The following is a 23402-nucleotide window of genomic DNA, read 5'->3' as shown; positions in this document are numbered from 1 at the left end:
TGGGGGGCGGGCCTGTCCTGCGCCCTAGCCGGGCATCAGGATGCCCTTGGCGATGGTGTTGCGCTGAATCTCGCTGGTGCCTGTCAGGATGCGCATCATTCGGCTCGCGCGGAATATCCACTCGACCGGATGGCCCTTGATCAGGCCGGCGCCGCCATGGATCTGCACCGCTCTGTCAGCGATGCGGAAGGCGGTTTCCGAGGCGTACAGCTTGCACATCGGCGCCTGCACCTTGATGTCGCCGCCGGCGTCGTTGTGCGCTGCCGTGGCGTACATCATGCTGCGCGCGGCGTACAGCTCGGTGGCCATGTCGGCGAGCATATGGTTGATCGACTGGAACATGGCGATCGGCTGGCCGAACTGCTTGCGCGTGCGCGCATAGTCCAGCGACAGGTTCAGCGCCAGGCCGGCCATGCCGAGCATGGTCGGGCAATGCAGCAGGCGATTGAGGGTGATACGCCCCATGGCCAGTTTGAAGCCGGCGCCTTCTTCGCCGATGCGGTTCGCCACCGGCACGCGCACGTCCTTGAGCAGGATGTTGCCATGCGCGCCGCCGCCGGACATCACCGAATAGTCGCTGTCGATGCTCACGCCCTCGGCGTGCAGGTCGATGAAGAACGCCGAGATGCCTTGCGGGCCGCGGCCCGGGCCGGTGACCGCGAGCAGCACGGCGAGGTCGGCATAGGGCGCGCCGGAGATGTAGCGCTTGGCGCCATTGAGCACGTAGTGCTCGCCCTCCAGGCGCGCCTCGGTGCCGATGGCGGTGGCGTCCGAGCCGGCCTCGGCCTCGGTGAGAGCGAAGCACACCGCCTTCTCGGCGCGGCAGATCGGCCCCAGGAAGGTTTCCACCTGATACTGGTTGGCGACCTTGAACAGGTGGCCGACCCGTGGTGGACCGGACAGCTCTCCGAGGATGTGCGGTGCCAGCGGCGAGCCAGTGAGCACCGCCGCTTCCTTGAGCGCGCACAGGTCGGCGACGCCCAGGCCGGCGCCGCCCAGGGCCTGCGGCAGCATGGCGTTGTAGAAACCCAGCTCGCAGGAGCGGCTCCAGATATCGCGTAGCAGCGACCTGGCCACCGGCTCGCCCCAGACGATGCCTTCGCGCTTGGCGAGCGGGTCGAGTTCGTCGCGAACGAAGGCGTTGATGCCCTCGATCAGGCGAGCGGCTTTTTCACTTGGCTTGATCATGTCCGTTTCCTCAGATGCGGCGGTCGCTGTTCTGCCAGTAGGCTTCGCGAATCAGGCGACGCACCACCTTGCCGTTGGGGTTCTTCGGCAGCTCCTTGGCGAAGTCCACCGCGCGCGGCTTCTTGAAGCTGGCCAGGCTGCGCCCGCAGTGCTCGATGATGGCCTCCGCGCTCAGGCTCTCGCCCGGCTTGAGCACCACCACGGCGCGCACGGCTTCGCCCCATTGCTCGTCGGGCACGCCGACCACGGCTGCCTCGAACACCTGGGGCAGGCTGTAGAGCACCTGTTCCACTTCGGTGGGGTAGATGTTGAAGCCGCCGGAAATGATCATTTCCTTCTTGCGGTCGACGATGAACACGTAACCACGCTCGTCCACCGTGGCCAGGTCGCCGGTGAGGTAGTAGCCGTCGCGCATCACTTCTGCGGTCAGCTCCGGCGCCTGCCAGTAGCCCTGCATGATGTCCGGGCCCTTGACCACGATTTCGCCGATTTCGCCGGGCTTCACGTCTTCGAAGTTGTCGTTGACCACCCGCAGGTCGGTCTCGAAGTAACAGCGGCCGCACGAGGCCAGGCGGCTGAAGTCGCCGTCCTCGATCAGGTGGTCCTGCTCGGTCAGCACCGTGACCAGCGAACAGGTCTCGCCCGCGCCATAGCCCTGGGCCAGGATGGGGCCGAACACTTCGATGGCGCGCTTGACCAGCGCTGGCGCCATGGGCGCTGCGCCGTACATCACCAGGCGCAGGCTGGAGAGATCGAAGCGCTCCACCTCGGGGAAGTTGACCAGGCGATTGATCATTGCCGGCACCAGGAACAGGCGGGTCACCCGTTCGCGCTCGATGGTCTCCAGCAGCAGACGGTCGTCGTAGCGCTCCAGCAGCAGGTTGCAGGCGCCTACCGCCAGCAGCGGCATGATCTGCATGCCGCTGGCGTGGGTGATGGGGCCGACATGGGCCATCACGTCGCCCGGCGCGGCGCGGCGGGTAGGGCTGGCGATGCTCTTGCGGATCAGCGCCTTGCGGTTGCCGAAGCTGAGCATGGCAGCCTTGAGTACCCCGGAACTGCCGGAGGTGTAGTGCAGCACGGCCAGGGCATCGTCGGCCGGGTCGCTGTGCACCGGCGCCTCGCTGCCGCCCGCCAGCAGCGCGCGATAGGCGATATCGCCGGCCTCGTCGTCGAGCGAGATGATCCAGCGCAGGCGCGGCGTCTCCGCACGGCGTGCCTGCAGGGCCGCGGCGAAGCGACCCTCGGTGATCACCGCCTGGCTGTGCGAGTCGTTGAGGATCTGGATGATCTCGTCCAGGGACAGGCGGGCGTTGATCGGTACCTTGACCATCGCCGCCTTGTAGAAGGCGACTTCCGCTTCGGCCAGTTCGACCCGGTTCAGGGCCAGGATGGCGATGTGGGCCTCCGGCTGCAGGCCAAGATCGAACAGACCCGAGGCCAGGCGATTGGTACGGCGTTCGAGCTGGGCGAAGGTGATGCGCTGTTTGCTGTCGACCAGTGCCTCATGGTCTGGCCAGTAACGTGCACTACGGCTGATGATTTTTCCGAGATTCAATGTGTTGTTCTCATCGGCTGGATAATGTTTGCCGATGCTAGTCAGTTAACTTTCTGCACAACTAATACAAGAGTTCGATGCAGCCCATAACGTAATGGAATGGGAATAAGTGCAGGACAGTCAGCGCCAACACTGAAGTGCGGAACAGGCTCTGAGGAACAACTTCGCTATTGATATGTGCAGGCCTTGCAAGAGGCGACGCTGATTGCGTTAGGCATCAGCCGGCAAACCGGAGCGTCGCCCTGGTCTGCCGGGCAGAGGAGGGACTTACAGCACTTCGAACAGACCGGCGGCGCCCATGCCGCCGCCTACGCACATGGTCACCACCACGTATTTCACGCCACGGCGTTTACCCTCCAGCAGGGCGTGGCCGACCATGCGCGCGCCGCTCATGCCGTAGGGATGGCCGATGGCGATGGCGCCACCGTTGACGTTGAGCCGGGTCGGATCGATGCCCAGTTTTTCGGCGCTGTACAGCACCTGGCAGGCGAAGGCTTCGTTGAGCTCCCACAGGCCGATGTCATCGACCGTCAGGCCATGCTGGCGGAGCAGCTTGGGCACGGCGAACACCGGGCCTATGCCCATCTCCTCCGGCGCCAAACCGGCCACGGCAATGCCGCGATACAGGCCCAGCGGGGCAATCCCGCGCTGGGCGGCCAGGGCTCCGCTCATCAGCACGCAGGCGCTGGCACCATCTGACAACTGGCTGGCGTTGCCGGCGGTGATGCAGCCACCCTCGATCACCGGCCTGAGAGCCTGCAGGTCGGCCAGCGCGGTCTGCGGGCGATTGCCCTCGTCGAGGCGGAGGGTGACGTCTTCGAAGCTGACCGCGCCGGTTTCCTTGTCCACCCGTTTCTTGCGTGCGCTGACCGCCACTATCTCCTCGGCGAACAGCCCGGCGTCCTGTGCCGCGGCTGTGCGCCGCTGCGATTCCAGGGCATAGGCATCCTGCGCTTCGCGGCTGATGCCATAGCGCCTGGCCACCAGCTCGGCGGTTTGCAGCATGGGCATGTAGGCATGCTCGGCCTGGCGAATGACCTGGGCGTCCGCATCCGCGCCGGCCCACTGCATATGGTGGTTCTGCACCAGGCTGATCTGCTCCTGACCGGCGCCGATGGTGACGGCCATGCCGTCGACCATGATCTGCTTGGCGGCGATGGAGATCGCCATCAGGCCGGAGGCACACTGGCGGTCGATGGTCTGCCCGCTGACCGACAGCGGCAGCCCGGCGGCCAGCAGGGACAGACGCGCCAGGTTGGTGGAGGCAGTGCCGCCCTGCATCGCGGTACCCATCACCACATCCTCGATCTCGGCAGGCTCGATACCGGCGCGTTGCACCGCGGCCTGGATGGCGATAGCGCTCATGCTGGGCGCCTTGAGGTCGTTGAAGGCACCACGGAACGCCTTGGCGATCGGTGTGCGGGCGGTGGAAACGATGACGGCATCTTGCATGATCAACTCCGGGCTGGACGGTTGGCGCGGCGGGCCTGCTAGCCGGCTCGCGGCGATGACGGGAAGCGCCGCTGTGGCGCTGCGCTCGCCGACCACCCTAGGCAACGCAGAGTTATTTGGGAAATGGCATGTCGTGATGCCAGCTATTCATCATGTGAATTCATATGTGCGAACGAGGACGCCTGCGTCGCGCAGAGCCCTTGCCCCGGTTTGTGCAGGTAGAATCCCCGCGCTATGAAACAGCGAAAAATCATCCACATTGACTGTGCACTATGTATTTCTCTGTTTTTTTACGTCCAAGGCGTCCAGTAAAGCCGCAGCCTGCGCGGCGTTTGTGTCCATGAGCATCCTCAGGTGTGCTGGTGCAGCGATGAAAAAAGCGGGTATTTAAGCGGGGTTCGTGCCACCTGCCAGAGATACCCGTTATGCCGTTGACTGACGTCCAGGTCCGCCAGGCAAAGCCTGGGGACAAGCCGCGTAAGCTCAGTGATGAGCGCGGCCTTTATGTTGAAATCCGCCCAAGTGGCAGTAAGTTCTGGCGATACCGCTACAAGATTGACGGTGTCGAGAACGTGTACGCCATAGGCGAGTACCCTGACATTGGGCTGGCTGATGCCAGGGCTGAGCGTGATCGTGCGCGGGCGCTGGTGAAGCAAGGGCGGCACCCTTCTCACGTGCGGCGTATCGAACGGGCCAAGCAGCAATTGGCCAACAACAACTCTTTCAAATCCGTAGCGCTGGAGTGGATCGGCACGAAGACGAACGTCAGTGACAGCTACCGCAACCAGTTGCTGCGGGCGTTCACCAAGAATCTGTTCCCCTACGTTGGGCGCCTGCCAGTGCACGAGGTCACGGCGGCGCAGTTGCTTGAATGCCTGTGCCGGATGGAATCAAGGGGTGCTACTTACTATGCGATCACGCTGTGTAACTGGCTCTCGCAGATGTACCGCTATGCCATACGGAACCTGAAGGCCGAGGCTGATCCGGCAGTCGCGCTGTACGGTGCATTCGTGCGTAAGCCAGTTGAGCACAGTAGGGCGATGACGCGAGAGGATATTGCTCGGTTCAGAGCTGGCTTGAGCGGTTATGGCGGTTTCCGCGCCAACACTATCGCGCTTGAGTTGTTGCAGTTGCTGTTTCTGAGGACCGTCGAGGTCCGGCGCGGCCGGTGGGAGCACGTCGACCTGGCTGCTGGAACCTGGGACATCCCCGCTGAGCTGATGAAAAAGAAGCGCCGGCACCTGGTGCCGCTGCCCCCTCGTGCTATCGAGTTATTGACCGAGCTGCAGGCGATTACAGGAGGTGGCGAGCTGATGTTTCCGGGGCTGCGTCACCCGAACAAACCTGTGGACGGGTCCACCTTCAATCGGGCACTTGAGCGGCTGGGGATGAAGGGTTTCAGCTGCCACGACTTTCGCGCCACGGCTTCGACTCACCTGTATGAATCCGGGCTGTTCAGGTCTGAGGTGATCGAGATCCAGCTCGCGCACGCTGAGGAGAACAAAACCAAGAAGGCCTACAACCATGCTGAGTATTTGCCCGAGCGTAGGGCGATGATGGAGTGGTGGCAGGACTTCGTGCTTGGGTGCAAATGAAGAGGGCGGCTTATGCCGCCCTTTTTTGTTTCATGGATTCGATCCAGCTTTGCACTTCCAGTTGCGACCAGCGCGAGTAGCGGCCCAGCTTCACCTGAGCTGGGAACTCCTCGAACTGGATCATCAGGTACAGCTTGGAACGGCTGCAGCCCACTTGGTCGAGCACGTCCTCGATCTTAATGAGGCGATCCATTGGCTTGTTCATGCGGCCTCCTGCTGCTTGCGCCAGGCACCGAAGGCGTCGAAGACGCGCTCGGCTTGGGCTTCGGTGAGGGTGATTTCGGCGGGGATGGCGAGCCAGGCCAGGCCGATGAAGTGGTAGGGATTGCAGCCCGCCTTCAGCTCGACGCAGTAGGTCTCGACGGCTTCAGCCAGCTGGGCGGCTTTGTAGATGCCTTGCGGGGCGATCTCTACGCTCTTCATGTAGGCAGTGCCGAGTTGGTCGCGGCACAGCGCGGCCAGGTAGAGGCTCCAGCGGTGTGGCATTTCGGTGACTACCGTGGCAACCGCCTCTCGGCCGTTGCCGATCGCGCGCGCGTGCTTCCAATCAACGAGCACCTGTAGTTCAAGGTGCTCGATATCGAGCACCGCCACGTGGTTGCTGCGCAGCAGGGACCGGTAGTAGTTGGCCAGACGAGCCTGGTGGTTGTAGGGCTTGCGCTGACTCATGCTGCACCTGCCTGCTGCTCTGGTTCGAGCAGCTCAACGGGGATTTCGATTGCCTGGCCGTGCAGGTGGCTGACCAGGGCGCGAAGCCCTGCGGTCAGCATGCGGTTTGCCGTATGGCCGGCACGAATGCCGGTCTGCAGGCAACTGGCGCCGTTGTAGTGAAAGTGCAGCTCAAGGCGTGCCTGTTGGCCGTACCGGCAGAACAGCGACCATGCGAGCGCAGAGTCTCGATCCGGGCGAAAGCTGCGTAGTCCGTAGGTTTCCTTAATGAACAGCCGTGGCCCGCTGGCGTACTCGCTGGGCAGGATCACCAGAGGGAGCTTCATCGCTTGGCCAATCGCGTAGGCCAGTGCGATGCCGGTCAGTTGTGATGTGCAGATGGGTTTGGTTGTCATGCTGCACCCTCCAGCGGTAGTCCGCGTTGCTGCAGGGCAGCCATGCAGGCGGGGTTGATCCAAAGGCACTCGGTGCGTGCTGCCGTGCCGCGGAAGGCCGCGATCCGGGCTTGCGTGGTGTTGACGGTCCAGCCTTTCAGGGCTTTGTCGTAGAGCTCGCAGGGGTAGCCACTCACGATCACCATCCCATCCAGCGACTTCAGGGTTTCAAGTAGCTCGACGTGATCATCGTCGGACATCTCGTGCCGGTAGTACCGGCCTTTGTGGGCGCCATGGACTCGCGTTGAGTGCATGTAGGGCGGGTCAACGTAATGAAGAGCCGATGCCGAATCATGCTGGCGAATAACCTCAAGAGCTGGGCGGTTCTCGATCAGAACGCCCTGCAGGCGCTGGCCGAGAGCAGCCAGGTTGTCGGGAAAGCGCGACCACAGTTGTGGGGCGGTACCGTACTTGCGATACGGGTCGACGCGCAGGCCAGAAGTGGCTTTGGTGGCGCCCGCACTGCCGAAGCCCATCTGTGCCCGCATCACGGTGCGGCGCGCCCGCTCGACTGGGTTCTCAGTGAAGATCCATGCCAGCTCGAACTCGTCCCGGGCGTAAGGGGTGAGCACCAGCAGCTCGGCCAGCTCCTCGCGTTGGGTGGCGTTCTGCAGGACGCGAAACAGGTTGACGATATCGCCGTCGAGGTCGTTATAGACCTCGCCATGGCTGCGTGGCTTCTGCATCAGCACGCCGGCCGCGCCGCCGAAGGGTTCGAGATACACCTGGTGAGGCGGGAAGTGCTCAATGACCCAAGGGGCCAGCCGAAACTTGCCGCCGTGGTAACGAATGACGGGGGCGGTGATGATCATGCCGCCACCTCGCTCTGCTGCACATCCACCAGGTTGGCGCGCACGAGGGCGGCGGCGACGGGTGGGCAGACGCTGTTGCCGCACATCCGCACCTGGGCGTCCTTCGGCAGCTTGGGGTTGGTGAGGGTGCGATTGTGGATGTAGTCGGCCGGGAAGCCCTGGGCGGCGTACAGCTCGTGCGGCTCCAGCATGCGCATGCCGATATCAACGATCTGGTACGGCTCGCCCTTGACCATCACCAGGCCGAGGCGGTCCTTGGTGGTGATGGTGTGCAGGGGCTCGGTCAGTGATTGGCCGGTACCGTGCTCGTAGTACTTGAGCAGGAAGGCGCGCACTTCGCCGAGGTGATTGCCGGATGCGGTAATGGTGTGCAGCGGCTCGGTCACTGGCTGGCCGTCACGGCAGGTGCCGCGTAGCTTCACCATGTGGCTGGTCACCAAGTGGTGATGGTCCTTCGAGGTCAACGTGCTGATGGGTTTGCTCAGCGGCCAGCCGGGAGTCTCATTGCCGCCATAGTGTTTTGCGAGGAAAGCGGCCACCAAGCCGATCGGCGCTGCGCCGCCCGGGCGTTTGATGAAGCTGTTGGCGGTTACGGTCGGCAGCGGCTCCTCAACCGAGGTGCCGCGGTCGTTGGTGCGGAATTTGGTGATGACCGGGGCGATCAGCGCGTGGTGCCCACCAGTGGTTACGGTGCGCAGCGGGTCGTTTACTGCGGCGCCCGGGTGCCCGGTGGTATTGACGACCATCAGCGGCGCCAGGGTCGGCACAACAACGCCGGTACCGAGCTTGCTGGTGATGGTCTGCATTGGCTCGTTCAGCGGTTGGCCGCGGAAGTAGTCGTAGCCGTGGTTGATCTTCACCAAAAACGGGTCGGCGTTGTCGATCACGTAGCGCTGGATGCCGCGCGCAATGCGGCGCAGGGTGTTCTCGGCCAGCGGGCGCTTGCGGGTGAAGATCGACGGGCAGGGCAGGGACCAATCGATGATGTCCGCTGCCAGGCGTTGGGGCTTGGCCTGTTTGGCTTTGACCTCGGGGCTGCCGGCCGGCAGGTGCGTCGGCTCGGGCCAGACGATGGGCAAGCCGTCGCAACGTGCGATCAGGAACAGGCGCTTGCGGATGGTGGCGGCGCCGAACTGGTTGGCGCGCAGCTCGCGCCATTCAACCTGGTAGCCGTGGCGGCGCAGGGCGTTGACGAAGCTGTTGAAGGTGCGGCCCTTGTTCTTCGGGCAGGGGCGACCCTCGGCGAGCGGACCCCAGGTGACGAACTCCTCGACGTTCTCCAGCATGATCACGCGCGGGCGCACCGTGGCTGCGTAGCGGATGGCCACCCAGGCGAGGCCGCGAATCTCTTTCTTCACCGGCTTGCCGCCCTTGGCCTTGCTGAAGTGCTTGCAGTCCGGGCTGAACCAAGCGAGGTCGACCGGGCGGCCGCCAGTGATCTCGCGCGGGTCAACCTCCCACACACTTTCGCAGTAGTGCTTGGTGTGCGGGTGGTTGATCTCGTGCATGGCGATGGCTTCGGGGTCGTGGTTGATGGCGATATCCACCGGCCGGCCGAGGGCCATTTCGATGCCGGTGGATGCGCCGCCGCCGCCGGCGAAGTTGTCGATGACCAGGCCGCCGAAGTTGAACGAAGGTTGTGGGTGGATGCGGTAGAGGCTGGTCATGCGGCCCTCCCGTAGACGAGCGAAGCGGCAGTCGGCAAGCTTGGCTTTTTGCCTTTCAAGAAGTGCTGACCAGAATGCGAAATCAGAAAGATTGGTTTATCGAGAAGGCTGTTGTTCTCCTGTTGGTGCTTTTGGCCATGGGTAGCGTGCTGTGGCTGTTGGTGGGCTCGGTTGCCTACTGGGTAAAGCATGGTTGGTTGCCGGCCGATACTTCTGGTTGGGTGCAGGCGCTGGGTGCCTTGCTGGCCGTTGCGGTGGCTATTGCCGTGCCGGCCTGGCAAAAGCGTCATGAAATTGCGTTGATGGAGCGGCAAGAAAGACGCCGACGTATCGATGGTGTCAACGCAGTTCTCTCGCTGACTCAACATCTGATGGGGCACTTCGAAACTGCAGCGAACAAGTTGGATAAGAATCTTCCCTCGCTGATTCATGATCCCCGCTTTGAGGCGATGAAGGCCCTTGCACGCGTTTCGCGTAGCTGCGTAGACCTCGACCTGGTGGTTTTCGGACACGAAATGGTCTCGTTTGTCCTCCCGATCAAAAGTGCCGCTATCTACGCAGTGCAAGTTGCTGAGAAGCCGATCAGCTTCACTCTTGAGTACGAGGCTGTTGCAGCGGAATACCGTAAGCGCGTTAAGGTGCTCCGCGCGCAAGAAGAGCTTCTGATCGGTTACTTCGAATCGCTGGAACGCTACTGACTTCATGCCGCTGCCCTCCGCCGGTTGGTGGTGGCCATCAGGCTCAGCAAGCGGTCATGGAACTGCTGGCGGACGATATCGGGCTGCATCTGCAGGATGCGCTCGGGCAGCGGGGCGTAGCCTTCGAGGCATTCCCAGACGGCTGGGTGCTCAGGCAGTAGGTCGCGCTTCTCGGTGGCCAGAGCGATCATGTCGGCGTGCTTGACGCACTCCGGCAACTCCGGCGGCAGGTGGAAGCGCTCGGCGATGGCGAGCCAGATACGCTTCTCGATCTCGTGGTAAGTGTCCAGCAGCAGGCTGACGCCTCGGCGCTCGGCGGTGGTGAGGATGCGAGTGGCAGCGGCGTTGAGGCCGACCGTATGACGCTGTGCGCTGACCTGGCTGACAAGATCAAGCCAGGCGATTTCACGCTGGCGTGCCGCCTCGATCAGCAGCAGCTTGAGTGGTCGCGTCAGGTCGCTGATGTAGGCTTCGGTGCCGTCGTGCAGCAGCCCGGCCAGCTGCTCCTCGGGCGTGCCGCCTTCTTTCTCGATAATGTACGCGACCAGCAGGCTATGCTGGGCAACCGAGTAGTGGTGGGCGCAGTGGCCGTTGAAGCGGCAGACCAGGCTCAGGGCGTGCGCCAGGTCGGTGGTGATGACGTTCTCGGCGCGCGGGTTGAGCAGGTCGAACGGGCGCGCGCTGTTGGTGAGGATCCAGGTCATGGCTGCGGCTCCTCTTCTGCGGTCAGATCCGCTTCATTCATTTCATCGTCGGTCATGCATTCAGCGACGCGGATGTTCTCGTCGATGCTGAGGGCGGCTGCCATCACCGACAGGGTGTCGGTGATGTCGCGGCGATCCCAATGCCCGTGCTCGTCGACGTGGCTGTTCTTCCAGCAGTGGCAAAAGCGGTCGCCAGCCACGGTTCGGTCATCGGGGTGGTTGTAGCCGACGCAGACAAATGAATTGCCGCTGGTGGCGATGATGTTCTGCAGGGGCATTGCGCGCTTCTGGCGCAGGCAGATTTCAGACTGCGGCATGAACGATACCCTCCTGCTGGGCCTTGGCGGCGACCAGCGACATGGCTTGGTCGTAGCTCAGTACGTGGCGGCGGAACGGCATGTGGTCGGGGCCGAGGTGGTTGGTCAGCACCAGGGCCTTGGTGACCGGCACGGGGTCGCCTGGCTGCCAGTCGTCAACGATCTCCGTCAGACCGAGGGCGTCGGCGATGGCCTGGGAGTCTCGGGTTTTGCCGCAGCCTTCGGGGCCGTAGACGAGCCAGCTTTTGCCGTTGGGTACGCCAGCGGCGAAGGCAGCCGCTTCAAGCAGGGCGGCTTCTGCCTCTTGCTGGGTGTTGGGTAGTGCGGTCGGGGCGTTGCCTTCGAGCTGATCTTCGATTCGCTGGGCGATCTGCTCCAGTTCGCCGCAGACGGTCAGGGCGTGGCGCGCCTGGTCGCTCAGCTCCAGCACCTGGCTGGTGGTGAGTTGGTTGTAGGTCAGGGCTGCCAGCTTGAGCTGCTTGGCGGCACGGCGGATCGCAGTGAGCTCGGCGCGCGTCCAGCTCCGGCCGGCGTAGATGGCGATGCGGCGGTCGGCGTCCTGCAGCTGCTGGTCATGCTCGCGGTTGGCCTTTGCCAGGCGGCCGACAGCGTTGGCGAGCTGGCCTTCGAGGCTGGTGGTGTATTCCTTCGCCGCCTTCTTGGCGTCGTCGTAGCCTTGGTCATAGCCGTTGGTGCGGGCGGTTTCTGCGCTGATGCGCGCCCAGGCGGCCAGGCCCAGCAGGGCGATGATGACGATGGCGGCGATGACGCTGGCGGTGATCAGGGAAATGGTCATGTGCTGTGTCTCCGTTCGAGCCCGCCGCCGGGTGTTGCTGTCAGAGGGCGGCGGCGGGCTTGGGTTGGTTGGGCTTACTTGCCTTGCGAGTAGGTGCCGATGGTCAGCCGCAGCAGGCCGCCGATCTCGCTGGTGAGTACCTGCTGGAACTCTTCAGCGAAGGCTTCCTGCTGGGCTTCCTGGCCGACCCAGCGCAGCTTGAGCACCGGATCCTTCGAGCCGGTGATGACCGACAGGCGCAGGGTGATCGCTGCCACTTCCAGCGGGTCGTAGGGCTTGGTGCTGAACACGAAGGTGGTCGGCAGGGTTTCGAGGCTTTTTGCTTCGATCTCTTCCATGGCGCTGCGACGGTTGTTCAGATCGCCCACTTCGCTGTTCACCTCGGCAATCGCCTTGATGGACATGCGGCGGATAGCGTTGATGGCGGCAGGGATTGGCAGCTGATCGTCACCCGCGCTGGCGACGAGGTGCGGCGCCCAGTCCTCGAGGAACTCGGCCAGCTGCTGTTGGCTGAGCGGGCGGCCAACCACTTCGTCCAGTGCCTTGTAGGCGGCGGTGGGCTTGAGGGTGAGGGTTGCGCGGTCGTCGCCGTGGCCGGCGTCATCCGGGCTGCCGAGGTTGAAGATGACGGTCGCACTCATGGCGTCCTGATCGACGAAGCCAGCCGCGCCGGTGTCTTCCTCGCCGCCGATGTGGCGCTCGACGTAGGTCGCGAAGGCTTTGAGCGAGTGGGTGTGCAGCGAGCCACGGAAGCGGTCGCGGCTCAGCTGGAATGGTTCGAGGTTGGTGAGCTTGCAGCTTTCCGGGGTGACGGCCAGGGTGCTGCCGCCGTGCACGATACGCACGTTGGCGGCTGCGACGGCTTGGGCGATGAGGGTTTCCAGTGCTTTGTGATCGAACATCGTTGTAGTCCTTGTCAGAGTAAGGATGGTTAGGTGGTGCGGTGTTGCGGATTACGGGTGATCAGCTGCGCGCCGGTACGGGCGTGTCTTCCTTGCGGAAGAGCTGGTCGGTCGGGTTGGTCTGGAACAGTTGCAGGCCATTCGGGGTGACGTACATCGGTGTATCGAGGGTGGTGTCTTCGCGCTTCTTGCCGCGCTTGGTGGGCTGCACGAAGTCCAGCTTGTGGGTGATGTTCACCTGGTTGGTCTGGGCGATCTGCTTGAGCTTGAGGGTGATGATTACCTGGCCTTCCTTGCCGTGATCGATGCATCCCGCGGCTACGTCGGAGAGGGCGCGGCCGAGCTGGCTGGCGAATACGCCGGAGTTCAGGGACTGGATGAAGTCGGAGCTGTCAGTGGGTTTCATGTGCTGTGCCTCGGTTGTCAGAGAGTTGCCCGGTGCCGCCGGGCGCGGGTTATGCCGCTTGCTCGGCGCGCGCGTCGAGATAGGCGGCGAGGTCGGCCAGGCGCACGTACAGCGGCGCCAGGCGCGAATCAGAGTTCTTGAAGGTGGCCAGCTGTACCTCGCCGTTGCGGATCAGCGCGCGCAGGTGCTTCTCGGTCTTGATGTGGGAGAAGTAGGCGGCGCGCACTTCGTCGAGCGGCAGGCTGTTGGCCTTGTGGCGCTGCTGGAGCAGTTCGAGTGTGGTGGTCACCGCGCCACCTCCCCGCACCCCGCCATGGGGCGGCTGAGCTTGGCGGCGATGATTGCGGTGACGCCTTCGACGCTCTTGCCGATGGTGGTGGCGGCGATGTTGCCGGCCTCGTCAGTGATCACCGCGCCGAACGGGCGCTCGGTGTCGCCGGTGAGGGTGACGTAGGGCAGCCAGCGGCGCGGCAGCAGGGCGAACAGGGCGCAGTACAGCGCGGCCAGCTCCAGCGCCTGGGGCGGAATGCCCTGCAGGCGCTGGATGCATTCGTCTGCGGCGTCGCGCACGGTGTCGGCGCTGACGGTGCCTGGGTTGGCGTGGTGCATGCTGACCAGCTTGACGACGCCGATGGCGTCCGCGATTGGGTTGGGCTTGTTCATGCGGCGCTGTCCTTTGCGGGTACTTCGGTGATTTCGATGCCGAGCTGCTTGGCCAGCCAGTCGATGCCGGCCTCGGTGACCATGAGCACGGCGTAGTGCTTGCGGATGCCGAGGCGCTTGGGTTCGGTTACGCGCGGGTCCATGAACAGCTTGCCGCCGCCGATGTGGCGTGCTGCCAGGGTGCCGTCGCGGTTGAGGGCGTTGATGCTGCGCAGGTGTGCGCGCAGCTGGCCTTCGGCGATGCCCAGTACCTGGGCGGCCTCTTTCACGGTGCGGTTCATGGCGGCGGGCCTCAGGCTGCGTTGAGCGCGTCTTCGATGTGCTGGGCGGCGACCACGTACAGCTCGCCTGGCGTGCCGGCCTGCAGGTGCTCGGTGCTGGTCGGGGTGGTGACCAGCGCATGCCGGCGTGGCTCGAGGATGCTGGCGTTGTGCACGGTGATCGATACGCCGCAATCAAGGTGCCGGGTACCGCCGATGCGGACCAGGTGGCGAAGCACGATCTCGTCCGTCTCGTTCAGGGCAAACGGCTCGCGCGCTGGGGCAGTCGGGGTGCCGATCGCGCCGGTTTCGGCGGTGTCGGCCGTGCCGTTGGCGATCGCCAGGATCTGATCGTGCAAGTGCATGGCGTTGGCATGATCAGCAGCTTGAAGCCGGATGGTCGTAAAGCTGTGCTCGATGCCGACCACTACTTCGATCTTGCCGTTTGCGGGCTCGAACTGAAGCGAGGCGCGCAGTGTGTTTTCCGGTCGATGCAGATCGATGATGGCAAGGGACGGTTTGCCCAGACCCAAAGCGTTGTGCAGCACCGGTAATGATTGAGGGGTGAGTTTGTAGGTCATGCTGCACGCTCCCGTGCGCTGGCTTGCCGGCGCTGCTGGGTAAACTCGGCAGCGCGCTGCTCGCTGGCGTTTAGAGCCAGGTCGTTGAGGTGCTCGCTTGCGACAATGCTGATTGCGCCCAAGCAGTGCGCTGCGCTGATCCAGCCAAGGGCGACGTAGAAGTCTGCAGACTTCGCGGCGGGATCAGGCGCATAACGCACCCGCTTCAGTGTGCTGAGCAGGCGTGCGCGCCAGGCGGCGCGGTCGTGAGGGGTGATGGTGCTCACGCTGCACCTCCCCAAGGGCCGAAGTCCTCAAAGGCGGGCAGGGTTTGGGGCTGCTTGAGCGTGGGGCGGCCGCCTTCGAGCACTACAAAGCGGCCAGTGGCCTGCTGAACAGCGCGAACGGCGGCGGGGTTGGTGGTGCATGCCGGGTGCAGGAGCACCTGGGCGGTAGTGTGCTGTGTCTGTTGCATCGCGTACTCCAGAGGTCAGAGTGTGGGTACGCGATGAACAATACGACTATGAATAGATCAGGTCAATACATTCATGAATTAAAACTGTGGCCTCGATGTCGTCTCTTCATCCATGAGCCCGTGACCACGCCGCAGATTACGGTGTCCTCGGGTACTGTAATGATCCGATTGGGGAACTCCGGATTGAGGGCCAGAAGGAAGGTGCCGTCCTCTGTGATCTGCAGGCGCTTAAAGGTCGCCTGTCCGTCCGGAGTGCGGCATACGACGTCGTCATCGTGCATAGCCTCGAGCGTCGGCTCTACAACGATCAGTTCGCCTGGTCGATAGTCTGGGAACATGCTCGTGCCGCGGACCTCAAGGCAGAAAGCTTTCTTGCTGTGTGGAAAAGGGCAGTCCAGCCACTCTTCCGCATAACCTGGCTCATACAAATCAATAGCCTCACTCAGGGCGCCCGCCTGCACCCAAGAAAGCCGAGGAACCCTGCCGACAATGGCTGGTCCGGCTACTACGTTCTCGTCAAACTCCAACGCCAGCTTTCCAGCCAGCAGCGCAGCTCCATCGATACCCAACGCCCGGGCAATCTTGTTGACGTTGTCGATTCGTGGGTTATCCGACTCGCCCTTTAATATTCGGTGCACGGTCGGCTGAGACACGCCTGAGCGACGTGCTAGCTCGCCTTCCGACCAGCCTTTCTCCTGCTGCTTGGTCGTCAGCAGTTGGCCGATCAGTTGGCCTGAAATTGCCATTCGGTTTGGCTCCATATTCGCGGGTGAATAATTCGGGATTGTATTGCTCTGTTCAATTCGTGCGCGTATGATCGACACAATTCACGAATGAATTGATGGTGTCCAAGATGACCATTCAGAAGATGCTCGAAGCTCTGATCGCAAGTGGACTAAGTCAGCAGGACATTGCGATGCAAACCGGCGTTAGCCAGCCGACCATTTGCCGGGCGCATCGAGGAGCGGATGTGCTCTACAAGAGCGGCAAACAAATTGAGCGGCTGTATCTGGAGCGTTTCCAGTCCCAACCTCAAGCTGCTTGAAAGAAGGTGCCAGCCCCCCGAAGGGGCTGGCGGGGTGCTCGCCTGAGCTCTGACACACTGGCGGGCGGGTGGTGCAAGGCTCTGACCCCTTGCACCGATGCCGGGCGAGGCTCTGACCCCTCGCCAGGCGCACGACGCTCGATGCCGACACAGCACGTGGAAGCACCGAGTCGCCGTAGCCGGAATAGTAGGGGATGCCCTGGTGCTCTGGCTATGTCGTTAAACGGCGGTTTTAGGTAGTACACCGCGGCGGGGCCTCTGACCCCTGGCGCGGACGGGGTCGAGCAGGGCAACTCTGACTGCCCAGCTCGGCAGACACAGCACAACAGCCGGCCCCGCTTGGGGCCGGCTTTGGGGTAGGTATGAGCCGACTAGATCTCCTGCCGGGCGCTGGCCCGGTGCTCTCCCTGCGCCACGCGCTTTACCGCGCAGGGCGTGACTACCGGGGCGGCATTGGTGCCCTGGCCATCGATATGCACCTCGACCCGGAAACGGGATACGACACGCTGCAGAAGAAGCTCAATCCGACTGAGGAACGCCGTTGGCCGAATCCGGACGAGCTCGAAGACATCATCCGCTTGACTGCTGACCCGCGCCTGCTGGACGCGCTTTTGCGCCCGGCCGGTGCGGTGTGGTTCAAGCCGGTACCGGTGACGGCGACCAACGATGCGTTGAAGGCGCTGGAAAAGCTGATGCGCCGGCAGGGCGAGTTTGTGGGCGGTGTGCACGAAGGCGCTGCGGATAACCGCTGGCAGGCCCATGAGGTGGAGCTGCTGAAGCACCACGGGCATGAGGTGATCCGCAAGATTCTGGGGATGATCGCCGGCGCTGAGCAGGCGATGCTGGCCGGGGAGGATCGCCGCGATGGATGAGCGCTATCTGGAAATGGCCGAGGCGGTTCAGGCCGAGCGCCTGCAGCACGCCATCGATAACCGTGTGGTTTACCAGGGCGAGAGCGCGACCGAGTGCGAGAGCTGTGGTGGCGAGATTCCCGAAGCCCGGCGCCGGGCGGTGCCGGGGTGCCAGATGTGTGTGCATTGCCAGGGGTATATGGAGGGGCGGCGATGAGCAATCAATGCCAACAACCGCAGGCGCACCCAGCACGGTGCGGGTGTGAGCAGGTCGAGAACCATCTAGAATGCCAGCTTGATATTGCTCTGATCAATAACCGCGCCCTGCAATCGCGGCTTGATGAGGCTCAGCATTATGCCGCGCGTATGGAGAGTCTGCGCGACCTAGCAAATATCAGGCTAAACGCTGCAGCGCAGAGATTGGCCGATTGCGAGGCGCTGCTTCGTGAGCTGCACACTGCATGGGAAGAGTCTGAAGGACATGAAGCACTCTTTGAGGCAATGGGCAAAGTTGCGGCCTGTGTGGTTCCAGTAAAAGGGCTTGCGGCAGACAATGCCCGTTTCAACGAGACACTTAGCCGTATTGAATCGACGCTTCGGGATGCCCAACCCGTCAAGGCTGAGTCGGCCGAGTCGATAACCGCAGCTGTAGACGCGGCAATGGTTGAGATGCAGAACATCAGCCCTCCGCTGCGCCGTAGCGAATGCGAGCGACTGATTCGTGCTGCCCTCCCGGTTCTTCGCATGAAGCAGGGAGGTGGTCAATGAACCGACCAGCCCTGCGCGCCCATCTGCGCGCCAAAGTGAACCGTGCCGTCAAGCGCCTGCGTGAACTTCACGCGATGCGCGATTGGGAGGGGATCAAGCTTGCCCTGCAGGCCTACTGGCAGGCCGCCAACGCATGGAGGGCGGTGCTGTGAAAGAGCGTCCGATTCTGTTCAGCGCCGCCATGGTGCGCGCCATTCTTGAAGGCCGGAAGACTGTCACGCGGCGTGTGGTCAAGCATCAGCCTGACGTGCCTGTTACCGATGCGATTCCTCGTCGCAACTATCCTCACGGCCCTGCCACTGTTGATTGGTACTGGAGGCCGCAGCACGGCCACCTGAATGGTGTGCCCAGCAATGGCTGGGATTTCAAGTGCCCGTATGGTCAGCCAGGTGATCGGCTTTGGGTGCGGGAGACCTGGCGCGGCGTCGTCAAGATCAGCCCGCCAGATTCGCCGATGGAGCTTGGTGTGGCTCGCTATGTGCCTGACCGCGACGAATGCTTCCGACTTGAGTATGCCGCGACCCAGGTCCGCGACGACGAGCCTTGGCGCCCGTCTATTCACATGCCCCGCTGGGCATCCCGCATCCTGCTGGAGATCACCGACGTGCGCGTCGAGCGCCTGCAGAACATCACCGCTCAGCAGGCCAGAGCCGAGGGCATCTCGCCGCTTCCGGGCGGTCGGTTCCACTGTGGGCACGATGAGGAAGGCGAGGTTACCTCTAAGTCACCGATCACCGCATTCGCCTGGCTGTGGAACAGCATCAACGGCGAAGATGCCTGGGCTGGCAATCCCTGGGTTTGGGTCGTCGAGTTCAAGCGGGTGGAGCAGAGCGCATGACGCAAGCGAACACCCCTAGCAATATCGCCGCCTGGGCACGCCGCTATATCGAGGCCTTCGGTCTGGCCCTGGTGAAGATCGAGCCCGGCCAGAAGGCGCCGAAGGGCAACGGCTGGAACAAGCCGGGCGGGTACTTCACCGATGCCGACAAGGCCGAACAATTCTGGACGAAGAACCCCAATCACAACATGGGCGTGGTGCTCGGGCCGAGCCGTGTTTGCTCGCTGGACGTCGACCACGTTGAGTACACGCGGCATGTGCTGCTGCACGTGCTCGACCTGAACCTCGATGACCTGGCGGCGGTATATCCGACGCTGGTGGGCAACCCGGCGCGCTTCCGGCTGATGTTCCGCGTGCCGGATGGCGTGGAGCTGAGCCGGCATTCCCTGGTATGGCCCAACCCGCTGGACCCGGACGGCAGCAAGCACAAGCTGGCCACCGCAGCGCTGAAGCAGGCCGAGGCGACCGGCAATGCCGAGCTGACCGCGACGATGCGCGAGCGGCAGAAGGAGCTGGCACCCGTAACGGTTTTCGAGCTGCGCGGCGGCCTGGTGCAGGACGTGTTGCCGCCCTCGATCCACCCGGACACCGGCAAGCCCTACCACTGGCGCACCCCGCCTTCGGCGGATGGCCTGCCGGAGCTTCCGCGCGAGCTGCTGAGCATCTGGACCAACTGGGAGATCTTCAAGCCGCTGGGGCAGGGTGCCTGCGAGTGGGCGCCCGCTCCGAAAGAGCGCCCGGCACCCAAGGCGAAGACGAACCGGCCGGCGACTACTGGCGCAAGCGGTAGCACGGATGTGGTGGGCGCCTACAACCAGGCGCACGACGTCGAGCAGCTGCTGGCGGCGCACGGTTACAAGCGGCGCGGCAAGAAGTGGCTGTACCCAGGCAGCACCACGGGGCTGGCGGGTGTGACGGTGGTCGACGGCAAGGTGTATTCGCACCACGGCGCCGACCCGCTGGCGAACGGGCATATGAACGATGCGTTCGATGTGTTCTGCCTGCTCGAGCACGACGGCGATCAGAAGGCGGCGACCAAGGCGGCGGCGAAGGCGCTGGGGATCGATCATGCCAGCCAGCGCAAGAAGAACATCGGCGGCACGCCGCCGAAGGCCAAGGGCGAGGCGGGGGGGCAGTCTGCGCACGCTGATGACGCCAGCAGCCCGGCCGATGAGTCGGGCGACCTTCCCCCCGCCCCAACCGAGTCGGATAGCGCCGCGCCGGCCGGCAGCACCACTACAGGGGGGGCGGGGGGTGGCTTCCACATCCAGGGCCTGCTCCGGCGCTTCGCGCTGATCGTCGGCACCACGCAGGCGTGGGACGTGGACAACGGCAAGCGCATCAAGAAGGCCGCATTCCAGGCGCTGATCGGCAAGGAACTGTTCAAGCAGTGGGATGCCGAGACGGACCCGAAGCGCAAGAAGACGGTCAGCGAGGACTGGGTGAAGGAGATCGAGCGCGCCCAGGCGCTGGCGGGCAAGGCGGTTGGCGATCTGAAAATGCCGATGCTGACGCGCTATGTGTACATCGACGGCACCAAGGATGTGTGGGACTACGCGAAAAAGCGGCGCGTGGCTGAGGGCGCGGTGAAGATGGCCCTGGGCGATGCCTACAGCCTGTGGCTGAACAGCCCGGATCGGCGCGTGGTGGACATGAACCATATCGTGTTTGACCCGACCATGAGTCATGACCCCGAGGTGTACATCAACACCTATGAGGGCCTGCCGTTGACGCCGGAGCGGGATGACGCGAAGTGCGAGAACCTGATCTGGCTGATCAGCTTTCTGTGCAACCACGCCGAGGATGCGACGGACTGGCTGTGCCGCTGGCTGGCGTACCCGCTGCAGCACAGCGGGGCGAAGATGGACACGGCGGTGTTGATGCACTCGACCACCGAGGGCTCGGGCAAGAGTCTGTTGTTTTCGGTGGTGATGGGGATGCTCTACGGCCAGTACTCGGCAACGGTGGGGCAGACGCAGCTGGAAGGTTCGTTCAACGCCTGGCAGAGCGGCAAGCTGTGGGCGGTGTTTGAGGAGGTGGTGAGCCGCGATCAGAAGTACAACCAGGTGGGCAAGATCAAGCAGTTGATCACCGGGCAGACGGTGCGCATCGAGAGCAAGTTCGTCAACGGTTGGGAGGAGGCCAGCCACATGAACGCGGTGTTTCTCTCGAACGAGATCGTGCCCTGGCCGATCAGCGACAGCGACCGCCGGTTTCTGGTGATGTGGCCAGAGGAGAAGCTGCCGGCGCAGCGGCAGATGGCGATCAAGCAGGAGCTGGCCAACGGGGGCGTCGAGGCGCTGTATGCCTGGCTGCTGGCGTATGACCTGGGCGATTTCGACCAGCAGACCAAGCCGCCCGTGACGCCGGCACGCGAACGCCTGGTGGCGTTGAGCAGGGCGCCGTGGCAGACGTTCGCCAACCTGTGGCGCCTGGGCGAGCTGGGCGATGGGCTGTGGGGCGGGTGCCTGAGCTCTGACCTGTACGCGATGTTCGTGGAGTGGTGCCAGCGCAATGGTGAGCACCGGATGAGCCAGACGAAGTTCAGCCTGTTCATCGAGACACTGGGGGTGGAGAAGACGCGGGCGATCCCCTGGACGGAAGGCAGCACGCGGCGGTTCGCTGCGTTCCTGATACCGCGAGACGAGGGCGCCTTCCTGCCACCATCCATGCAGGCGGCCGCGCTGGGCGCGCATGTGCAGGTGTGGCGCGCCAAGGCGAAGCTGTGCGGGTGGAATGTCGAGGCGTGGGACCACGTCAAGGCGGCTGCAGCATGAGTGCGCCTAAAAGTGTGTTGGGTGTGTTGGCACTGTGTAGGCTTGATTTCGCAACCTTACACACATACAGCCCTGTAACCACGCGGGTTCTAGCCGAGTGTGTAAGGTGTGTAAGGTTTGAGCGCGTGCGCGCGCGTGCGCGGAAAAATTTTTCACGCTGTATCGCCTATCTGGCTGCCCTGAACCCTTCGAAATTTTCCTTACGCGAGGCTCTGAAAACCTTACACACCTTACACACCTTACACAGATGCTCTAAAGCCTTTGTTTTCATTGGAGTTTTTGTGTGTTGGGTGTGTGTAGGGTTGGCGGTTTTTGTGTTGGGTTGGGTTTTTGATGCGAGGGACGGGCAATGATCGAGGCTATCGAGACGCTGTTGATGCACTGGGGCGATCAGCTGACCCAGAACGGCCTTGGGGGCGGATTGCCCAGCACCATGGGCACCATCGTCGAATTCGCCGGGTGCGCGCCGCGCGGTGGGGTATACGGAGCCAGGCTGCTGGTGGCGGGCGCCGGGCCAGATTACGCGGCGGCCGAGGTGAACCAGGTGCTGTACGCAATCGAGCGGCAGGAGGCAGGTGCGGCGCTGGTGCGGCTGGCCTATGCGCGGTACCGCAACGAACCCAGGCTGACCATCGCCGAGCAGGTGGATGCGCTGGAGCTTGGGCGCGGCGTTGCCGGGCGGCGGGCGTACTACCGGCAAGTGGGCGTGCTGCATGAGCGCTTGCAGGCCGGGCTGCTGGAGCGTCAGGGCAAGCTGGCTGCACTGCGCCGGGAGGCTCGGCGCGAGGGCGAGCGGATGCGCAAGGCCTCTGCGCAGCAGGCCGGTGCGGCGCATCGCGGTCGCGGACGGGAGTTCGAAGCGGCGCAAGGTGGGCAGGGTGCAATCGCGGCGCACAAGGCCCGCAAGGCTGCTGCCAAGGCGGTGGATGCTGACCGCTCGTCGGGCGACTCGGCGTCATAAGGCGCCGGCAAGGCGTCGAAGGGCGCCGGCTGGAATAACCCATAAATGGGGGTTTTCGGTTTGTCACTCGGGGGGTAAAAAGTCACCACGATTCGATAGGTACGCCTAGCGAGCAACAGAGCGACGTGCTGTGTCGCACCACCCGAGACCCGACTCGGATTCAGAGCCCCGCCCCGCGGGGCTTTGTCTTTTCTGGCTGACGCTACCTGGCAGGGGCGGCAGCCTTTCCCGCGGCACGCGGGTTTTTTCTTCTGGCCCTTGGCCGCCTGGGAGGGTTTATGAGCGAGCCGAGTGGTGTGGTGGCTGGCGGCCTGCTGGCCAGCATTGCTGGTGCCGGCTGGTTTGCCGGGATCGATGGTAATGCCGCTACCGGCGCACTGTGTGGCTCGCTGATCTTCTTGCTGTCACGCCATGAGTTCGCGATGTGGAAGCGCGCGGTCTACTTCCTGATCAGCCTGGTGATGGGTTACCTGTTCAGCCCGGGCCTGACGGAGTTCGAAGTGTGGGGCTTCCGCCCGTTCGTGTACTCCGGCCCGGCCGCGTTCGGCGCCTCGCTCATGGTCGTGACGCTGTCCCATGCTGCTCTGCGTCAGCGGGGGCGGCCTGACCTGGGTGGAGGTGGTGTCGATGGCTAGTTCCTGGCTCACGGGTCTGACCGCGGTGCTGTGCATCGTGATCTTCGTTCGGCTGTTCACGTACCGGCGCAATGGCGCCGGGTATCGCTGGGGCAAGTCGGTCGTGGCATTCGCGGTGATGATCGCGTGTGGTCGGCTGCTGATCGAGGTGTTGACCTCGGGCCTGGTCGTGCCGCTGGAGTTCTGGCCGTTCGTGCTGCTGCTCGGCGTGTTCGCCCTGGCGGTCGTGCGAGCCGAGGGCAACGTGGCCCGGCTGGTGCAGCCGGGCGACTTGCCGTGGTCGGGTGTCGAGCGGCGGCGGGGTGGTGGCCGGTAACAGCGGGTCCTTCCTGGCCTCCCTTCGCCACGCGACGGCGTAGACCGCGATCTTT

At 63.7% G+C, this 23402-nt stretch carries 32 protein-coding genes; 12 read left to right on the top strand and 20 right to left on the bottom strand.

Annotated elements, in window-relative coordinates; all coding sequences use genetic code 11:
* Positions 1-24 precede the first annotated feature (24 nt).
* The 3 genes from L1F06_RS15800 to L1F06_RS15790 all read right to left on the bottom strand — a co-directional run bounded on the left by L1F06_RS15800 (position 25) and on the right by L1F06_RS15790 (position 4198).
* Positions 25-1188: an acyl-CoA dehydrogenase family protein gene (locus L1F06_RS15800; RefSeq protein WP_096826167.1), complete on the bottom strand. Its 1164-nt coding sequence runs from the start codon at positions 1186-1188 to the stop codon at positions 25-27.
* Between the two features lie 10 nt (positions 1189-1198).
* Entirely contained in the window at positions 1199-2746 is a 1548-nt protein-coding gene (locus L1F06_RS15795; RefSeq protein ID WP_096826168.1) for an AMP-binding protein, read from the bottom strand.
* A 267-nt stretch (positions 2747-3013) separates the two neighbouring features.
* Positions 3014-4198, bottom strand: coding sequence for an acetyl-CoA C-acyltransferase (locus L1F06_RS15790; RefSeq protein WP_129482074.1), 1185 nt, complete (start codon positions 4196-4198; stop codon positions 3014-3016).
* A 425-nt stretch (positions 4199-4623) separates the two neighbouring features.
* Between L1F06_RS15790 and L1F06_RS15785 the strand changes: the two genes are divergently transcribed.
* Positions 4624-5793: a tyrosine-type recombinase/integrase gene (locus L1F06_RS15785; protein WP_129482075.1), complete on the top strand. Its 1170-nt coding sequence runs from the start codon at positions 4624-4626 to the stop codon at positions 5791-5793.
* A gap of 10 nt (positions 5794-5803) precedes the next feature.
* Here L1F06_RS15785 and L1F06_RS15780 read toward each other — a convergent pair whose 3' ends face one another.
* The 5 genes from L1F06_RS15780 to L1F06_RS15760 are packed head-to-tail and all read right to left on the bottom strand — an operon-like array spanning position 5804 to position 9375.
* Positions 5804-5998, bottom strand: a complete 195-nt coding sequence (locus L1F06_RS15780; protein WP_100219186.1) for a helix-turn-helix transcriptional regulator — start codon at positions 5996-5998, stop codon at positions 5804-5806.
* On the bottom strand, positions 5995-6462 hold the full coding sequence (locus L1F06_RS15775) for a hypothetical protein (protein WP_129482076.1): 468 nt from the start codon (positions 6460-6462) through the stop codon (positions 5995-5997). Before L1F06_RS15775 ends, L1F06_RS15780 begins: the two co-directional genes overlap by 4 nt.
* Positions 6459-6857, bottom strand: coding sequence for a hypothetical protein (locus L1F06_RS15770; protein WP_129482077.1), 399 nt, complete (start codon positions 6855-6857; stop codon positions 6459-6461). The genes L1F06_RS15775 and L1F06_RS15770 overlap by 4 nt, the downstream gene beginning before the upstream one ends.
* A complete protein-coding gene (locus tag L1F06_RS15765; RefSeq protein ID WP_129482078.1) occupies positions 6854-7708 on the bottom strand; it encodes a DNA adenine methylase in 855 nt (284 codons plus the stop codon). Before L1F06_RS15765 ends, L1F06_RS15770 begins: the two co-directional genes overlap by 4 nt.
* Positions 7705-9375: a DNA cytosine methyltransferase gene (locus L1F06_RS15760; protein ID WP_129482079.1), complete on the bottom strand. Its 1671-nt coding sequence runs from the start codon at positions 9373-9375 to the stop codon at positions 7705-7707. The genes L1F06_RS15765 and L1F06_RS15760 overlap by 4 nt, the downstream gene beginning before the upstream one ends.
* 74 nt (positions 9376-9449) lie before the next feature.
* Here L1F06_RS15760 and L1F06_RS15755 point away from each other — a divergent pair, with 74 nt between their 5' ends.
* Positions 9450-10073, top strand: coding sequence for a hypothetical protein (locus tag L1F06_RS15755; protein WP_129482080.1), 624 nt, complete (start codon positions 9450-9452; stop codon positions 10071-10073).
* A gap of 2 nt (positions 10074-10075) precedes the next feature.
* On the opposite strand, the gene L1F06_RS15750 is transcribed toward L1F06_RS15755, so the two are convergent.
* From L1F06_RS15750 to L1F06_RS15695, 12 genes are all read right to left on the bottom strand, one after another.
* On the bottom strand, positions 10076-10777 hold the full coding sequence (locus tag L1F06_RS15750; RefSeq protein ID WP_129482081.1) for a phosphohydrolase: 702 nt from the start codon (positions 10775-10777) through the stop codon (positions 10076-10078).
* Positions 10774-11055, bottom strand: a complete 282-nt coding sequence (locus L1F06_RS15745) for a hypothetical protein (RefSeq protein WP_252576670.1) — start codon at positions 11053-11055, stop codon at positions 10774-10776. Before L1F06_RS15745 ends, L1F06_RS15750 begins: the two co-directional genes overlap by 4 nt.
* 25 nt (positions 11056-11080) lie before the next feature.
* Positions 11081-11890 (bottom strand): hypothetical protein, encoded by an 810-nt coding sequence (locus tag L1F06_RS15740; protein ID WP_252576668.1) that lies wholly within the window; start codon positions 11888-11890, stop codon positions 11081-11083.
* Between the two features lie 74 nt (positions 11891-11964).
* Positions 11965-12792, bottom strand: a complete 828-nt coding sequence (locus L1F06_RS15735) for a DUF2303 family protein (protein ID WP_129482083.1) — start codon at positions 12790-12792, stop codon at positions 11965-11967.
* Positions 12793-12853: 61 nt separating this feature from the next.
* A complete protein-coding gene (locus tag L1F06_RS15730) occupies positions 12854-13198 on the bottom strand; it encodes a YfdP family phage-associated protein (RefSeq protein ID WP_129482084.1) in 345 nt (114 codons plus the stop codon).
* A 49-nt stretch (positions 13199-13247) separates the two neighbouring features.
* Positions 13248-13487 carry a pyocin activator PrtN family protein gene (locus tag L1F06_RS15725; RefSeq protein WP_129482085.1) on the bottom strand — a complete coding sequence of 80 codons (240 nt, stop codon included), beginning with the start codon at positions 13485-13487 and terminating at the stop codon, positions 13248-13250.
* On the bottom strand, positions 13484-13861 hold the full coding sequence (locus tag L1F06_RS15720) for a hypothetical protein (RefSeq protein ID WP_129482086.1): 378 nt from the start codon (positions 13859-13861) through the stop codon (positions 13484-13486). Before L1F06_RS15720 ends, L1F06_RS15725 begins: the two co-directional genes overlap by 4 nt.
* Positions 13858-14142 carry a hypothetical protein gene (locus L1F06_RS15715; RefSeq protein WP_129482087.1) on the bottom strand — a complete coding sequence of 95 codons (285 nt, stop codon included), beginning with the start codon at positions 14140-14142 and terminating at the stop codon, positions 13858-13860. The genes L1F06_RS15720 and L1F06_RS15715 overlap by 4 nt, the downstream gene beginning before the upstream one ends.
* An 11-nt stretch (positions 14143-14153) precedes the next feature.
* Positions 14154-14702: a hypothetical protein gene (locus L1F06_RS15710; RefSeq protein ID WP_129482088.1), complete on the bottom strand. Its 549-nt coding sequence runs from the start codon at positions 14700-14702 to the stop codon at positions 14154-14156.
* Positions 14699-14968 (bottom strand): hypothetical protein, encoded by a 270-nt coding sequence (locus L1F06_RS15705; protein ID WP_129482089.1) that lies wholly within the window; start codon positions 14966-14968, stop codon positions 14699-14701. The genes L1F06_RS15710 and L1F06_RS15705 overlap by 4 nt, the downstream gene beginning before the upstream one ends.
* Entirely contained in the window at positions 14965-15156 is a 192-nt protein-coding gene (locus L1F06_RS15700; RefSeq protein WP_129482090.1) for a hypothetical protein, read from the bottom strand. The genes L1F06_RS15705 and L1F06_RS15700 overlap by 4 nt, the downstream gene beginning before the upstream one ends.
* 71 nt (positions 15157-15227) lie before the next feature.
* A complete protein-coding gene (locus tag L1F06_RS15695) occupies positions 15228-15902 on the bottom strand; it encodes a LexA family protein (RefSeq protein WP_177491071.1) in 675 nt (224 codons plus the stop codon).
* A 107-nt stretch (positions 15903-16009) separates the two neighbouring features.
* Here L1F06_RS15695 and L1F06_RS15690 point away from each other — a divergent pair, with 107 nt between their 5' ends.
* From L1F06_RS15690 to L1F06_RS15645, 10 genes are all read left to right on the top strand, one after another.
* The gene (locus L1F06_RS15690) at positions 16010-16201 is read left to right on the top strand and encodes a helix-turn-helix domain-containing protein (RefSeq protein WP_129482092.1); all 192 of its coding nucleotides are present in this window, start codon (positions 16010-16012) and stop codon (positions 16199-16201) included.
* 362 nt (positions 16202-16563) lie between these two features.
* Positions 16564-17073, top strand: a complete 510-nt coding sequence (locus tag L1F06_RS15685) for a phage regulatory CII family protein (RefSeq protein WP_129482093.1) — start codon at positions 16564-16566, stop codon at positions 17071-17073.
* On the top strand, positions 17066-17269 hold the full coding sequence (locus L1F06_RS15680) for a TraR/DksA C4-type zinc finger protein (protein ID WP_129482094.1): 204 nt from the start codon (positions 17066-17068) through the stop codon (positions 17267-17269). The genes L1F06_RS15685 and L1F06_RS15680 overlap by 8 nt, the downstream gene beginning before the upstream one ends.
* On the top strand, positions 17266-17820 hold the full coding sequence (locus L1F06_RS15675; protein WP_129482095.1) for a hypothetical protein: 555 nt from the start codon (positions 17266-17268) through the stop codon (positions 17818-17820). The genes L1F06_RS15680 and L1F06_RS15675 overlap by 4 nt, the downstream gene beginning before the upstream one ends.
* Positions 17817-17972 carry a hypothetical protein gene (locus L1F06_RS15670; protein ID WP_177491074.1) on the top strand — a complete coding sequence of 52 codons (156 nt, stop codon included), beginning with the start codon at positions 17817-17819 and terminating at the stop codon, positions 17970-17972. The genes L1F06_RS15675 and L1F06_RS15670 overlap by 4 nt, the downstream gene beginning before the upstream one ends.
* Positions 17954-18658, top strand: coding sequence for a hypothetical protein (locus L1F06_RS15665; RefSeq protein ID WP_129482096.1), 705 nt, complete (start codon positions 17954-17956; stop codon positions 18656-18658). Before L1F06_RS15670 ends, L1F06_RS15665 begins: the two co-directional genes overlap by 19 nt.
* The gene (locus L1F06_RS15660; RefSeq protein ID WP_129482097.1) at positions 18655-21435 is read left to right on the top strand and encodes a bifunctional DNA primase/polymerase; all 2781 of its coding nucleotides are present in this window, start codon (positions 18655-18657) and stop codon (positions 21433-21435) included. Before L1F06_RS15665 ends, L1F06_RS15660 begins: the two co-directional genes overlap by 4 nt.
* Before the next feature lie 349 nt (positions 21436-21784).
* Entirely contained in the window at positions 21785-22396 is a 612-nt protein-coding gene (locus L1F06_RS15655; protein ID WP_129482098.1) for a hypothetical protein, read from the top strand.
* A gap of 278 nt (positions 22397-22674) precedes the next feature.
* On the top strand, positions 22675-23031 hold the full coding sequence (locus tag L1F06_RS15650; RefSeq protein WP_129482099.1) for a putative holin: 357 nt from the start codon (positions 22675-22677) through the stop codon (positions 23029-23031).
* A complete protein-coding gene (locus L1F06_RS15645) occupies positions 23024-23347 on the top strand; it encodes a phage holin family protein (RefSeq protein ID WP_129482100.1) in 324 nt (107 codons plus the stop codon). The genes L1F06_RS15650 and L1F06_RS15645 overlap by 8 nt, the downstream gene beginning before the upstream one ends.
* The last annotated feature ends 55 nt before the right edge of the window (positions 23348-23402 follow it).

The sequence above is a fragment of the Pseudomonas hydrolytica genome, assembly GCF_021495345.1.
GTDB classification, from domain to species: Bacteria; Pseudomonadota; Gammaproteobacteria; order Pseudomonadales; family Pseudomonadaceae; genus Aquipseudomonas; species Aquipseudomonas hydrolytica.
Note: the sequence above shows the minus strand (reverse complement) of the source record. Positions and strands in the feature narration are given on the sequence as shown.

Coding starts and splice junctions, on each gene's coding strand:
- L1F06_RS15800 (WP_096826167.1), bottom strand. CDS start 1,188: ATGATCAAGCCAAGTGAAAAAGCCGCTCGCCTGATCGAGGGCATCAAC.
- L1F06_RS15790 (WP_129482074.1), bottom strand. CDS start 4,198: ATGCAAGATGCCGTCATCGTTTCCACCGCCCGCACACCGATCGCCAAG.
- L1F06_RS15785 (WP_129482075.1), top strand. CDS start 4,624: ATGCCGTTGACTGACGTCCAGGTCCGCCAGGCAAAGCCTGGGGACAAG.
- L1F06_RS15780 (WP_100219186.1), bottom strand. CDS start 5,998: ATGAACAAGCCAATGGATCGCCTCATTAAGATCGAGGACGTGCTCGAC.
- L1F06_RS15775 (WP_129482076.1), bottom strand. CDS start 6,462: ATGAGTCAGCGCAAGCCCTACAACCACCAGGCTCGTCTGGCCAACTAC.
- L1F06_RS15770 (WP_129482077.1), bottom strand. CDS start 6,857: ATGACAACCAAACCCATCTGCACATCACAACTGACCGGCATCGCACTG.
- L1F06_RS15765 (WP_129482078.1), bottom strand. CDS start 7,708: ATGATCATCACCGCCCCCGTCATTCGTTACCACGGCGGCAAGTTTCGG.
- L1F06_RS15760 (WP_129482079.1), bottom strand. CDS start 9,375: ATGACCAGCCTCTACCGCATCCACCCACAACCTTCGTTCAACTTCGGC.
- L1F06_RS15755 (WP_129482080.1), top strand. CDS start 9,450: ATGCGAAATCAGAAAGATTGGTTTATCGAGAAGGCTGTTGTTCTCCTG.
- L1F06_RS15750 (WP_129482081.1), bottom strand. CDS start 10,777: ATGACCTGGATCCTCACCAACAGCGCGCGCCCGTTCGACCTGCTCAAC.
- L1F06_RS15745 (WP_252576670.1), bottom strand. CDS start 11,055: ATGCCCCTGCAGAACATCATCGCCACCAGCGGCAATTCATTTGTCTGC.
- L1F06_RS15740 (WP_252576668.1), bottom strand. CDS start 11,890: ATGACCATTTCCCTGATCACCGCCAGCGTCATCGCCGCCATCGTCATC.
- L1F06_RS15735 (WP_129482083.1), bottom strand. CDS start 12,792: ATGTTCGATCACAAAGCACTGGAAACCCTCATCGCCCAAGCCGTCGCA.
- L1F06_RS15730 (WP_129482084.1), bottom strand. CDS start 13,198: ATGAAACCCACTGACAGCTCCGACTTCATCCAGTCCCTGAACTCCGGC.
- L1F06_RS15720 (WP_129482086.1), bottom strand. CDS start 13,861: ATGAACAAGCCCAACCCAATCGCGGACGCCATCGGCGTCGTCAAGCTG.
- L1F06_RS15715 (WP_129482087.1), bottom strand. CDS start 14,142: ATGAACCGCACCGTGAAAGAGGCCGCCCAGGTACTGGGCATCGCCGAA.
- L1F06_RS15710 (WP_129482088.1), bottom strand. CDS start 14,702: ATGACCTACAAACTCACCCCTCAATCATTACCGGTGCTGCACAACGCT.
- L1F06_RS15700 (WP_129482090.1), bottom strand. CDS start 15,156: ATGCAACAGACACAGCACACTACCGCCCAGGTGCTCCTGCACCCGGCA.
- L1F06_RS15695 (WP_177491071.1), bottom strand. CDS start 15,902: ATGGCAATTTCAGGCCAACTGATCGGCCAACTGCTGACGACCAAGCAG.
- L1F06_RS15690 (WP_129482092.1), top strand. CDS start 16,010: ATGACCATTCAGAAGATGCTCGAAGCTCTGATCGCAAGTGGACTAAGT.
- L1F06_RS15685 (WP_129482093.1), top strand. CDS start 16,564: ATGAGCCGACTAGATCTCCTGCCGGGCGCTGGCCCGGTGCTCTCCCTG.
- L1F06_RS15680 (WP_129482094.1), top strand. CDS start 17,066: ATGGATGAGCGCTATCTGGAAATGGCCGAGGCGGTTCAGGCCGAGCGC.
- L1F06_RS15675 (WP_129482095.1), top strand. CDS start 17,266: ATGAGCAATCAATGCCAACAACCGCAGGCGCACCCAGCACGGTGCGGG.
- L1F06_RS15670 (WP_177491074.1), top strand. CDS start 17,817: ATGAACCGACCAGCCCTGCGCGCCCATCTGCGCGCCAAAGTGAACCGT.
- L1F06_RS15665 (WP_129482096.1), top strand. CDS start 17,954: ATGGAGGGCGGTGCTGTGAAAGAGCGTCCGATTCTGTTCAGCGCCGCC.
- L1F06_RS15660 (WP_129482097.1), top strand. CDS start 18,655: ATGACGCAAGCGAACACCCCTAGCAATATCGCCGCCTGGGCACGCCGC.
- L1F06_RS15655 (WP_129482098.1), top strand. CDS start 21,785: ATGATCGAGGCTATCGAGACGCTGTTGATGCACTGGGGCGATCAGCTG.
- L1F06_RS15650 (WP_129482099.1), top strand. CDS start 22,675: ATGAGCGAGCCGAGTGGTGTGGTGGCTGGCGGCCTGCTGGCCAGCATT.
- L1F06_RS15645 (WP_129482100.1), top strand. CDS start 23,024: ATGGCTAGTTCCTGGCTCACGGGTCTGACCGCGGTGCTGTGCATCGTG.